This is a genomic window from Ornithinibacter sp. (genome assembly GCF_035443565.1).
In the GTDB taxonomy this organism is placed as follows: Bacteria; Actinomycetota; Actinomycetes; order Actinomycetales; family Dermatophilaceae; genus Fodinibacter.
Window position 1 is genome coordinate 1 of the sequence record NZ_DAORSO010000076.1, and the last position, 11,473, is coordinate 11,473.

Genomic DNA, 11,473 nt, shown 5'->3' on the forward strand with positions numbered 1-11,473 from the left:
AGGACGTCATCGAGGAGCTCGTCGGCGAGGTCTCGGACGCCTCGCAGCGCTGACCCCCCGGGCTTGGGAACGGGCTCGGGCTAGGGCTCGGGTCATCGCTCACCGACCGTCTCGTTGCAGCCCTTGCCGTCGGCCGGTTCCCGGAGGACCATGACGAGATGAGGGGGCTTCGGGCGGTGCTCGCGCTGGCGCTGGTGCTCGCACTGGGTGGGTGCGGTGCGTCGGGCGGGTTCCCGGGGCTGGGGAGCGGTGGGGAGTGCCCGGGCGTCGCGCGGCCGCTGTCCGAGCTCAGCACGTCCGCGGACTCCGCGAACGTGTTCCTGTACGTCACCAACCAGTCCTTCGAGGACCCCGTCGTGAGGGTGGTCGTCGACGTGGAGGGTCAGACGGTGGTGGACCAAGCTTTCGACGTGTGTGGTCAGCACAACTGGGTTGCCTTTCCGCTGGCGCTGCCCACCGGGTGGCACGACCTCTCGATCAGCACCCACGGTGACGTCGTCACCCGGTCCCGGGTCGACGTCCCGCCGTCGCCGGGCAAGCGGTGGGTCGTGGTGTCCTACTGGACCGACCCGGAGCGGTCGGTGGACGTGAACGTGAGCAGCGAGCCGGTCGGCTTCGCCTGACTCGACTCACGCGAGCCCTTGTGTGCTCCCAGTGGCGACGCCTGTCGGCAGGCCAGGGGCCCCGGCAGGAGCCGCCGGGCGTTGTGCCCCCGGCAGGAGCCGCCGTCGTAGCCCGCTCCTTCGTCGCGGTCTGCTCCGGCTCCCCATCATCCTCCCGGGGTCCCCGCTCGGCCGCGCTGGCGCGCGTCCGTTCGGTGCCCCCGGCAGGATTCGAACCTGCGCTCCCGCCTCCGGAGGGCGGTGCTCTATCCCCTGAGCTACGGGGGCCGGTGATGGCCCGCGCCGGAAATCTCCGAGGAGTTACCCAGCGCCCGGTGAGGCTACCAGCCTAGGGTGGGCCACATGCAATCCGGCAGGGGAGCCGAGCACGAAGCACCGTTGGTGCTGGTGTGTGACGACACCGAGCCGATCCGTCGTCTGCTCCGCATCAATCTCGAGTTGGCTGGCTTCCGGGTCGCGGAGGCCGCCGACGGTCATGCCGCGATGGCGCGTCTGATCGACCCGGAGGCGCAGCGCCCGTCCGTCATCGTCCTGGACTCCCAGATGGCGCCCTATGACGGCTGGTGGGCGATCGCCGCGATCCGTTCCCACCCGCGCCTGGACCCCGTGCCGGTCGTCCTGCTCACGGCTGCCGTCATCGCGCACGACGCACCCCAGGCGAGCGACGCCGGTTTCGATGCCTTCGTCGCCAAACCCTTCGACCCGGACGAACTCATCGCCGCCGTCTCACGGCTCGCGGAGCGGGGCAGAGGCACCCAGTCGCGTCGATAGAATCGGGCGGGTGACCCCCGAACAGCTCTCGGCCGCGATCCGCGCCGCCCTCCAGTCCGCCGTCGACGCAGGTGACCTCGCGATCACCGTGCCCGCCGAGGTCAGGGTCGAGCGTCCGCGCAACCGCGATCACGGGGACTGGTCGACCAACATCGCCCTTCAGCTCGCCAAGGGCGCCGGCATCGCCCCGCGCGAGCTCGCGACGGCGCTCGCGACGCACCTCGCGTCCGTGACCGGGGTGCAGGCCGTCGACGTCGCGGGCCCCGGCTTCCTCAACATCACCCTCGAGGCCGCGAGCGCCGGTGAGCTGGCGCGGGCCATCGTCGAGGCGGGCCCGACGTTCGGCCACGGCAGCACCGAGTCGGGCCGCGTGGTGAATCTGGAGTTCATCTCGGCCAACCCGACCGGGCCCCTGCACATCGGGCACACCCGCTGGGCGGCCCTCGGCGACGCGATGCGCCGCCTTCTCGTCGCGGCCGGGGCCCAGGTCGCGGCTGAGTACTACATCAACGATGCCGGCGCGCAGATGGACAAGTTCGGTGCCTCGGTCCTGGCCCGCGCGAAGGGCCAGGAGCCCCCCGAGGACGGCTACCCGGGTGCCTACGTCGCCGACCGGGCCGCCGAGGTCCTCGCGCAGCGGCCCGACCTGCTCGAGCTCGACGAGGCGGATGCCGCGGTGCTGGCTCGCGACCTCGGTTACGTCGCTCAGCTGGCCGCCATCCAGCGCACCCTCGACGGGTTCGGGGTGCACTTCGACGTGTGGTTCTCCGAGCGGGGGCTGCACGACGGGGGCGCGGTCGAGCAGGCCGTCGCCCGCCTGCGCGAGCAGGGTCACGTATTCGACCACGACGGTGCGGTGTGGCTGCGCACGACCGACTTCGGCGACGACAAGGACCGTGTCCTCATCCGGGCCGACGGCACACCCACGTACTTCGCCGCCGACGCCGCGTACTACCTGAGCAAGAAGGACCGCGGCTTCGACGAGAAGATCTACCTGCTCGGCGCTGACCACCACGGCTACATCAACCGGCTCAAGGCGATCGCGGCCTGTGCGGGCGATGACCCCGAGCACAACATCGAGGTCAAGATCGGCCAGCTCGTCTCCATCGCGGGGGAGCGCATGGGCAAGCGGCTCGGCAACGCGATCTACATGGACGAGCTGCTCGAGTGGATCGGTTCGGATGCCGTCCGGTACTCGCTGGCGCGCTACCCGGCAGACAGCCCGCTCTCCCTCGACGGCGAGGAGCTGCGCAAGCAGACCAACGACAACCCGGTGTTCTACGTGCAGTACGCGCACGCACGCACGGCGAACGTGGCCCGGTTGGCAGCGGAGGACGGCGTGCACCGTGAGGGCGGCTTCGACGCCGGCCTGCTCACCGACCCGACCGAGGCCGCCCTGCTGGCCGCCCTCGGCGACTTCCCGCGGGTCGTGGCCCAGGCCGCTCACCTGCTCGAACCGCACCGGGTCGCCCGCTACCTCGAGGAGCTCGCCGGTCGGTACCACAAGTGGTACGACACCTGCCGGGTGCGCCCGATGAGCGTCGACGAGGAGGTCACCGACCTGCACCGCAGCCGTCTGTGGCTCAACGACGCGACCCGCCAGGTGCTCGCCAACGGGCTCGACCTGCTCGGGGTCAGCGCCCCCGAGCGCATGTGAGGGGTGACCGATGCGTTCGCACGAGGCTGGTGTCCTGCATGCCGAGGGGTATGGCGGCCCACCGCTCTACCTGCCCACTCCCACCGATGTCATGGAGCTGCTGCCCCAGTTGTGGCCCGCCAGTGTCAGCCGTGACGACGCCGGCCGGCTCACGGTGGGCGGCGTCGACGTGCTGACCCTGGCGCAGGAGCACGGCACGGCCGCCTACGTCCTGGACGAGGAGGACTTCCGCTCGCGCGCTCGCGACTTCCGCGACAGCTTCGCGGGTGCCTTCGAGCCGCTCGCGGGGGCCGACGTCTACTACGCCGGCAAGGCCTTCCTGTGCACGGCGGTCGCCCGGTGGGTCGAGGAGGAGGGGCTCAGCCTCGACGTCTGCACCGGAGGCGAGCTGGCCGTCGCCCAGCGGGTGAAGTTCCCCGGTGAGCGGATCGGCTTCCACGGCAACAACAAGAGCGTCGCGGAGATCCGGACGGCACTGACCTACGGGGTGGGCCGAATCGTCGTCGACTCCTTCCAGGAGATCGAGCGCATCGCGGTGGTCGCCGCCGAGCTCGGGGTCGTCGCCCCCGTCATGGTGCGCGTGACCGTGGGTGTCGAGGCGCACACCCACGAGTTCATCGCCACCGGTCACGAGGACCAGAAGTTCGGCTTCAGCCTCGCCGGTGGTCAGGCGTTCGAGGCGGCCACGCGCATCCTCGCCAGCCCTGACGTCTTCGACCTGCTCGGCCTGCACAGCCACATCGGCAGCCAGATCTTCGACACCGGCGGCTTCGAGATGGCCGCTCACCGGCTCGTCGCGCTGCATGCCCGCATCGCCGACGAACACGGTCACCACTGTCCCGAGATCGACCTCGGCGGCGGGTACGGCATCGCCTACACCTCGCAGCACACCCCGCTCCCGGCGAGCACGCTGGCAGGCGAGATGGCCGGCATCCTCGAACGCGAGTTCAAGGCCGTCGGTGACGGCGACCTCAGCACGCTGCCCCGGGTCTCGATCGAGCCCGGTCGCGCCATCGTCGGGCCCAGCACGTTCACCCTGTACGAGGTGGGCACGGTCAAGCCCGTCGAGCTCGGCGGCGGCCACACCCGCACCTACGTCTCGGTCGACGGCGGCATGAGCGACAACGCGCGCCCGGCGCTGTACGAGGCCGACTACTCGTGCACCCTGGCCAATCGCCGGTCCGAGGCCGGGCCGATGCTGTCGCGGGTCGTCGGACGGCACTGCGAGAGCGGTGACATCGTCGTGCTCGACGAGTACCTGCCGGCCGACGTGCAGCCCGGCGACCTCATCGCCGTGCCGGGCACGGGGGCCTACTGCCGCGCCCTGTCCAGCCAGTACAACCACACTCCGAGGCCGCCGGTCGTCGCCGTCCGTGGAGGGCGGTCACGCGTGCTCGTGCGGCGTGAGACCATCGAAGACCTGCTCGCCCTCGACGTGGCGGACGCGTGAGGATCGACAGCGAGGAGATGGACCCCACCATGGCGCACGAAACGATGGCGCACGCCACCGGTGCCCCGACGGAGGCGCCTGGACGTGCCCCCCTGCGCGTCGCGCTGCTCGGCTGCGGCGTCGTGGGTTCGGCGGTCGCGACGCGGCTCGTCGAGCACGCAGACGACCTCGCGGCGCGCGTCGGTGCCCCGCTCGAGCTCGTCGGCATCGCCGTGCGGCGGCCCCAGCGCCCGCGCCCGGACGTGCCGGTCGACCCGGCGCTGTTCACCGCGGACGCCGAGGAGCTGGTCACCCGCGCCGACATCGTCATCGAGGTGATCGGCGGCATCGACCCCGCCCGCGGGCTCATCCTGCGCGCCATGGAGCACGGCGCCTCGGTGGTCTCGGCCAACAAGGCGCTGCTCGCCGAGGACGGCCCGGCCCTCTACGCCGCCGCGGATGCCGCCGACGTCGACCTCTACTACGAGGCCGCCGTGGCCGGGGCCATCCCGATCCTGCGCCCCATTCGTGAGTCCCTCGCCGGTGACGACGTGCGCAAGGTGCTCGGCATCGTCAACGGCACGACGAACTTCGTCCTGGACAAGATGGACACCAGCGGCGCGGGTTTCGCCGAGACCGTCGAGCAGGCCCAGGCCCTGGGCTACGCCGAGGCAGACCCGACCGCGGACGTCGAGGGCTTCGACGCCGCCGCCAAGGCCGCCATCCTCGCCAGCCTGGCCTTCCACACCCGGGTCTCCAGCGCCGACGTGCACCGCGAGGGCATCACCGAGGTGACGGCTGGCGACATCCAGGCCGCCAAGGAGATGGACTGCGTCGTCAAGCTGCTCGCGATCTGCCAGCGGGTGACCAGCGCCGACGGTTCGGATGCCGTGAGCGTGCGCGTCCACCCGGCGATGATCCCGCGCAGCCACCCGCTCGCCAGCGTCCGGGATGCCTTCAACGCGGTGTTCGTCGAGGCCACCGCTGCCGGGCCGCTCATGTTCTACGGCCGCGGCGCCGGGGGCGACCCGACGGCATCCGCCGTCCTCGGTGACGTCGTCGCCGTCGCCCGCCACAAGGTGGCCGGTGGCCGCGGTCCGGGCGAGTCCGCCTACGCCGACCTCCCGGTGGTCGACATGGGGCAGGCCCTCACGAGGTACCACATCAGCCTCGACGTCGCCGACCGCCCGGGTGTGCTCGCGCAGGTCGCCACGGCCTTCGCCGAGCAGGGCGTGTCGATCGAGACCGTGCGCCAGCAGGTCGCTGCCGGGTCGGGCGAGCGGGCGAAGCTCATCGTCGTGACGCACCGCGCATCGGATGCCGCGTTGTCGGCCACCGTCGACGCTCTCGCGGGGCTGGATTCCGTGGACGACGTCGCGTCCGTCATGCGTGTGGAAGGGGACTGACCAGTCATGGCTCACCTGTGGCGCGGAGTGATCCGCGAGTACGCCGAGCGGCTGCCGATGCTCGAGGGGGCACCGGTGGTGACCCTCCAGGAGGGCGGCACGCCGCTCATCCCGTGCGAGGGGCTCTCGGAGCTCACCGGGGCCAACGTGTTCGTGAAGTTCGAAGGGCTCAACCCGACGGCGTCGTTCAAGGACCGCGGCATGACGACCGCGATGTCGATGGCGAAGAAGCACGGCGCCAAGGCCGTCATCTGCGCCAGCACCGGCAACACGAGCGCCAGCGCCGCCGCCTACGCCACGAAGGCCGGCATGACGTGTGCCGTGCTCGTGCCCGACGGCAAGATCTCGATGGGCAAGCTCAGCCAGGCCGTGGCCCACGGCGCCACCCTGATCCAGGTCGAGGGCAACTTCGACGACTGCCTCACCGTGGCCCGCAAGCTCGCCGAGGCCTACCCCGTCGAGCTCGTCAACTCGGTCAACCCCGCCCGCATCGAGGGGCAGAAGACCGCGGCCTTCGAGGTCGTCGACGCCCTCGGTGACGCCCCCGACATCCACATCCTCCCCGTCGGCAACGCCGGGAACATCACCGCCTACTGGCGTGGCTACACCGAGTACGCCTCGGTGACCACGGGTGTCGGTGGCGTCGAGCTGCCCGCCGTCGCGACGCGCACGCCCCGGATGTGGGGCTACCAGGCCGCGGGCGCAGCGCCGATCGTCCTGGGCCACCCGGTCGATGACCCGGAGACGATCGCCACGGCGATTCGCATCGGCAACCCGGCGTCCTGGGCGCAGGCCGAGGCCGCACGTGATGAGTCCGGTGGACGCATCGACTCCGTCACCGACGAGGAGATCCTCGAGGCTCACCGGGTGCTGTCCTCGACCGAGGGCATCTTCGTCGAGCCCGGGTCGGCGGCGAGCATCGCCGGTCTGCTGAAGGCCCACCGCGCAGGCATCGTCCCGCGCGACGCCACCATCGTGTGCACCGTGACGGGGCACGGGCTGAAGGACCCCCAGTGGGCGCTGCGCACCGCCGACGGTGGCGACGTCACCCCGGTGCGTGTCCCGGTCGACGCCTTCAGCGTCGCGGTGGCGCTGGGTCTCGACGGGTGAGCGCCACGCGGCTTCGGGCGGGTGTCGAGGTCGAGGTGCGGGTGCCTGCGAGCAGCGCGAACCTCGGCCCCGGCTTCGACTCGATCGGCTGCGCCCTCGGGGTGTGGGACACCTGCCGGGCTCGCGTCACCTCCACGCCGGGCCTGAGGGTGAGCGTGGCCGGTGAGGGGGCGGGCAGCGTTCCCCTCGACGCGACCCACCTCGTGCACCGGGCGATGGTCGTGGCCTGGGGTGAGCTCGGCGTCGAGCCGCCGACCGGCCTGGCCCTGGACTGCACGAACGAGGTGCCGCACGGCCGGGGAATGGGCTCCTCGGCCACCGCGATCGTCACCGGCATCGTCGCCGCACAGGCGCTGGCGGATGTCTCGGCCGGCGACGCGGGGGATGCCGTCGACCTCACCTTCGCGAACTCTCTCGCCTCACGCCTGGAGGGGCACCCCGACAACGCGTCGGCGAGTGTGTACGGGGGCTTCACGCTCTCCTGGTCCGACGACGAGCAGGCCAGCACCACGACGGTGCACCTGCCGGTCCACCCCGACGTCGTGCCGGTCGTCTTCGCGCCGGACGTCCAGCTGTCGACCGCCAAGGCCCGCTCGGTGCTGCCGCAACAGGTTCGTCTGGCGGATGCCGCGGCCAACTCCGCGCGATCAGCCCTGCTCGCGCACGCCATCGGCTTCGCACCCGAACACCTGCTCGCCGCCACCAAGGAGTGGCTGCACCAGGAGGCCCGCCGCCCCTCGTATGCCGCGTCGATGTCCCTCGTGGATCGGCTGCGGTCCCGGGGCCACGCGGCCGTCATCTCCGGTGCCGGCCCGTCCGTCCTCGTGCTGGCCCGGCGCGAGCACGTCGAGGAGGTGCGCGCGCACGGTGAGGCCGGCTGGCGGGTGCTGACCCCCGGCATCCCCGACCACGGGGCCAGGGTCACGGTGCTGTCACGAGCGTGATCGACCGGCGGTGACGTGGGGGTGTCGGTGCTAGTGTGACCGTGCGACCGCAGCCGATGCCGGGCTTCCCCCCGCTGCCTGCCGCGAGTCGACCTCCACGATCTGGGACCTCCGTTCAGCCTGCGCTGCGGCCCCGACGTGAACCCCCCGAGATCGGCCGCATCGAGGCCATCCACGAGCGAGGGAAAGGATCCTTCGTGTCAGACACCACCACTCTCGAGCCGTCGACGGCGGGCGCGAGCCCGCGTCGTTCCGGAGCACTCACCGCCATGCGGTTGGCAGAGCTCCAGGGGCTGGCCTCGAGCATGGGCATCAGCGGCACCGCCAAGATGCGCAAGGGCGACCTCGTCGCCGCCATCAAGGCCCGCCAGAACGGTGAGAGCGGGCCCGCCGCCACGAGCGAGCCGTCGGCGCGCGCCAGCGAGCCCACGCGCGGCACCGAACCGCGTCGCTCCCGCCGGGCCACGAGCACCGGCCGCGGCGTCGAGACGGCACCTGCGACTGAGCAGGCCACGCCGGTCGTTGCGCCCGAGCAGGCCGCGCAGGCCCCCGTCGAGACCGCCCCTGCACGTGCCGACGCCGAGCGCGATGTCCGGTCGGACGCAGCCGAGCAGGCCGACGGCCAGGCCCGCGGGGAGCGCGGTGCCGGTCGCACCCGCACGCGCGCCGCACGCCAGGACCGCACCGAGGCCCGCGACGCGCAGTCCGAGGACCGCGGCGACCAGACGGCATCCGCCGACACCGGGTCCGGTGAGGCGCAGGGCGAGCAGAACGCCGGTGCCCAGGGCGGCCAGAACCAGAACCGCTTCGACGACGAGGACGGCCGCGGTGGCCGTCGTCGCCGCAACCGTGGGCGCAACCGCGACAAGCGCCGTCCCGGCATCGGCGGCGACCAGGTCGACGGCCCCGTCGAGTCGTCGATCACCGAGGACGACGTCCTCGTTCCCGTCGCCGGCATCCTCGACATCCTCGACAGCTACGCGTTCGTGCGCACCACCGGGTACCTGCCCGGCAGCAGCGACGTCTACGTGCCGCTCCAGCTGGTCAAGCGCCACGGGCTGCGCAAGGGCGACGCCGTCACCGGCTCCATCAAGGCCTCGCGCGACGGTGACGAGGGCCAGCAGCAGCACGTCGGCGGCCGCAACCACCGGGCGAAGTACACCCCGCTGGCCCAGCTCGACACGGTCAACGGCATGACGCCCGAGGACGCCCGCCACCGCCCCGAGTTCGGCAAGCTCACGCCGCTCTACCCGCAGGACCGACTGCGCCTGGAGACCGAGCAGGGTCTGCTGACGACGCGGATCATCGACCTCGTCGCCCCCATCGGCAAGGGCCAGCGCGGCCTCATCGTCGCCCCGGCCAAGGCGGGCAAGACGATGGTCATGCAGGCGATCGCCAACGCCATCACGACGAACAACCCCGAGTGCCACCTCATGGTCGTCCTCGTCGACGAGCGCCCCGAGGAGGTCACCGACATGCAGCGGGCCGTGAAGGGCGAGGTCATCTCCTCGACCTTCGACCGCCCGGCCGAGGACCACACCACCGTCGCGGAGCTCGCGATCGAGCGGGCCAAGCGCCTGGTCGAGATGGGGCACGACGTCGTCGTGCTGCTCGACTCGATCACCAAGCTCGGGCGGGCCTACAACCTCGCGGCCCCGGCCAGCGGGCGCATCCTGTCCGGTGGCGTCGACTCCGCCGCGCTGTACCCGCCGAAGAAGTTCTTCGGCGCGGCCCGCAACATCGAGGACGGTGGCTCGCTCACCATCCTCGCGACGGCGCTGGTCGAGACCGGCTCGCGGATGGACGAGGTGATCTTCGAGGAGTTCAAGGGCACCGGCAACATGGAGCTCAAGCTCGACCGTCAGCTCGCGAACCGCCGGATCTTCCCTGCCGTCGACGTCAACAACTCGGGTACTCGCAAGGAGGAGATCCTGCTGGCTCCCGAGGAGCTGCGGATCATGTGGAAGCTGCGCCGGGTGCTCGCTGCGCTCGACTCGCAGCAGGGCATCGAGCTGCTGCTGGACCGCCTGCGCAAGACCAAGACGAACTACGAGTTCCTCACCCAGATCCAGCACTCGGCCTCGACCAAGCTCGAGGACGACGACGCCTGAGCCCCTTTCCCCGACTTCGTGCGACGTGAGTGCGGTTCTGCGCCGGATCCGGCGCAGAACCGCACGCACATGGCACGAAGTCGGGGCTGGGAGCAGCGGGGAGGGCTGGGGTCGGCTATCGGGGAGGGCCGAGTTCGAGTCGTCGGCGCAGCTCGGCGCGGCCCTCGGGGGAGTCGGGCAGGTCCCACCACGACTCCACCCACCATGTGGCACCGGCATCCGCCCACTGCTCCACGGGTGGGCGAACCGTGCCGAACTCGCCGTGGCTGTCGCCCTCGACGACGACGTCGTAGCCCTGCATCGTCTGCCCGGCCTCGGCCCGCAGGGCCCCGAGGCGCTCGACGAGCTCCCTCAGGGCCGGCGGCGTCAGCTGTGACCCCGGGTTCTCGAGGCTGCCCCCGGCGATGGCCGGGAAGACGCCCTGCCACCGGGCGGCCCGCTCCAGCGATCGTTGGCGGCTGCGACTGTGCACCATCAACCCGACGCACCAGACGGGCGGATGCGGTGTCTGGACCGGTGGCGGCGGGACCAGCTCGGTGACGGGGGAGGCCGAGAAGTACTCGCCCGTGTACGAGAAGGGCTGCCCACCCATGAGCCCCGCGTAGACGTCGAGCACCTCGTCGAGCTTGCGCGCCCGCACCGCGCGGCCCTCGTCGGCCTCGAAGGCCAGCCAGTTGCCGTGCAGCGCACCCAGACCGACCCCCAGGGTCACTCGACCGCCAGAGAGCCGGTCGAGCGAGGCCACCCTCGACGCGAGGTCCCACGGTCGGTGCCGGGCGGCGGGGGTGAGCAGGGTGCCCAACCTGATGCGCTCGGTGGCCATGGCGGCGGCGCCGAGGGTGACCCACGCGTCCTGCCCCCAGACGGCCTCCCACGTGAAGACCTGGTCCCACCCGGCATCCTCGGCGACGAGGGCGAGCTCGGTGAACTCGCGCTCGGTGGCATACGTGATGACGGCTCCGAACTTCATCCCGGCACCGTACCGACCCCCACCGACTGCCCCGCACTTCTTGCGCTGCAGCCACCGGGATCCGGTGGCTGCAGCGCAAGAAGTGCGGGAATGGGTGGGGGGCCACCCGGCGTTTAGGACCCTGTGCGCCACCTCTGGCACACTTGATCGCTGGACCGGTTCACGGCATTGAAATGCGTTTCCTGAGCGCTCACACCACGAGGGGCGCAGTCGGGGCGCCAAGGGTTTGCAGCACCGTGCTGAACCCGCCGACCCGGACACCTCCAAGGAGAAACATCGTGAAGAAGGACATCCACCCCGACTACGTCGCGACCACGGTCACCTGCACCTGCGGGGCCACGTTCGAGACCCGGAGCACGGCCAAGAGCGGCTCCATCCACGCCGACGTCTGCTCGCAGTGCCACCCGTTCTACACGGGCAAGCAGAAGATCCTCGACACCGGTGGCCGCGTG

10 protein-coding genes and 1 tRNA gene are annotated in these 11,473 nt (G+C 71.5%); 9 read left to right on the forward strand and 2 right to left on the reverse strand.

Annotated features, from left to right (window positions below):
* Positions 1 to 158 precede the first annotated feature (158 nt).
* Entirely contained in the window at positions 159 to 623 is a 465-nt protein-coding gene (locus PLL68_RS09210) for a hypothetical protein (RefSeq protein ID WP_324533469.1), read from the forward strand.
* Between the two features lie 195 nt (positions 624 to 818).
* Here PLL68_RS09210 and PLL68_RS09215 read toward each other — a convergent pair.
* Positions 819 to 890, reverse strand: a tRNA-Arg gene (locus PLL68_RS09215).
* Positions 891 to 965: 75 nt separating this feature from the next.
* Here PLL68_RS09215 and PLL68_RS09220 point away from each other — a divergent pair.
* The 7 genes from PLL68_RS09220 (at position 966) to rho (ending at position 10,051) form a co-directional block, all read left to right on the forward strand.
* Positions 966 to 1,394, forward strand: coding sequence for a response regulator transcription factor (locus tag PLL68_RS09220; RefSeq protein WP_324533470.1), 429 nt, complete (start codon positions 966 to 968; stop codon positions 1,392 to 1,394).
* A 10-nt stretch (positions 1,395 to 1,404) separates the two neighbouring features.
* A complete protein-coding gene (gene argS / locus PLL68_RS09225) occupies positions 1,405 to 3,051 on the forward strand; it encodes an arginine--tRNA ligase (protein WP_324533471.1) in 1,647 nt (548 codons plus the stop codon).
* 10 nt (positions 3,052 to 3,061) lie between these two features.
* Complete coding sequence (gene lysA, locus PLL68_RS09230; protein ID WP_324533472.1) at positions 3,062 to 4,501, forward strand: diaminopimelate decarboxylase; 1,440 nt, start codon at positions 3,062 to 3,064, stop codon at positions 4,499 to 4,501.
* 44 nt (positions 4,502 to 4,545) lie between these two features.
* Positions 4,546 to 5,886: a homoserine dehydrogenase gene (locus PLL68_RS09235; protein WP_324533477.1), complete on the forward strand. Its 1,341-nt coding sequence runs from the start codon at positions 4,546 to 4,548 to the stop codon at positions 5,884 to 5,886.
* A gap of 6 nt (positions 5,887 to 5,892) precedes the next feature.
* Positions 5,893 to 6,996: a threonine synthase gene (gene thrC / locus PLL68_RS09240; protein WP_324533473.1), complete on the forward strand. Its 1,104-nt coding sequence runs from the start codon at positions 5,893 to 5,895 to the stop codon at positions 6,994 to 6,996.
* On the forward strand, positions 6,993 to 7,940 hold the full coding sequence (gene thrB / locus PLL68_RS09245; protein WP_324533474.1) for a homoserine kinase: 948 nt from the start codon (positions 6,993 to 6,995) through the stop codon (positions 7,938 to 7,940). Before thrC ends, thrB begins: the two co-directional genes overlap by 4 nt.
* A gap of 197 nt (positions 7,941 to 8,137) precedes the next feature.
* Complete coding sequence (gene rho / locus PLL68_RS09250; RefSeq protein ID WP_324533475.1) at positions 8,138 to 10,051, forward strand: transcription termination factor Rho; 1,914 nt, start codon at positions 8,138 to 8,140, stop codon at positions 10,049 to 10,051.
* Positions 10,052 to 10,166: 115 nt separating this feature from the next.
* Here rho and PLL68_RS09255 read toward each other — a convergent pair whose 3' ends face one another.
* Positions 10,167 to 11,021: an LLM class flavin-dependent oxidoreductase gene (locus PLL68_RS09255; protein WP_324533476.1), complete on the reverse strand. Its 855-nt coding sequence runs from the start codon at positions 11,019 to 11,021 to the stop codon at positions 10,167 to 10,169.
* Positions 11,022 to 11,299: 278 nt separating this feature from the next.
* Between PLL68_RS09255 and rpmE the strand changes: the two genes are divergently transcribed.
* On the forward strand, positions 11,300 to 11,473 hold a 174-nt coding region (rpmE, locus tag PLL68_RS09260), incomplete at its 3' end, for a 50S ribosomal protein L31 (protein WP_324533478.1).